This is a genomic window from Halorhodospira sp. 9621, assembly GCF_022228055.1.
In the GTDB taxonomy this organism is placed as follows: Bacteria; Pseudomonadota; Gammaproteobacteria; order Nitrococcales; family Halorhodospiraceae; genus Halorhodospira; species Halorhodospira halophila_A.
Genome location: NZ_JAJNRD010000121.1, coordinates 1 through 402, shown reverse-complemented (window position 1 = coordinate 402; position 402 = coordinate 1). Strand labels below are relative to the sequence as shown.

General features: G+C 61.2%; 1 protein-coding gene. It reads right to left on the bottom strand.

What is annotated here, in order from left to right:
- A partial coding sequence (locus LRF89_RS13385) for a PAS domain-containing protein (RefSeq protein ID WP_238637395.1) occupies positions 1–402 on the bottom strand: 402 nt, incomplete at both ends.

The following is a 402-nucleotide window of genomic DNA, read 5'->3' as shown; positions in this document are numbered from 1 at the left end:
CACGATGGCATCGAGTGCGGCGGCGGTGATCGCCTGGAATTTGGCTTCAGCGGCCTGATGCGCCTGTTCGAGATGGCGTCTATCGGTAATGTCCTCGAGGATATGGACGGAGTATCGGTAGGCTCCTTGTCCGTCCCGAGCGACATACGAGCGCGATAGGAAGGACCGGCCATCTGGCACAGAGAACTCCTCGGCGATCTCTGAACAGCCGGTCTCGGAAGCACTGTAATTTCCGGCCAACACCTTGCCCATCGCCGACTGACAGTCGGGCAGGGGGCCTTCGCCACGGGGGAAGAAGTGCCAGTAAGTTTGGCCGATCACCTCATCGAGCGTGGCGCCGGCCTCTCGGAGGTAGGCGCGATTCGCCCGCAGGATGCGAAACTCCTGATCGTGGATGAAGAC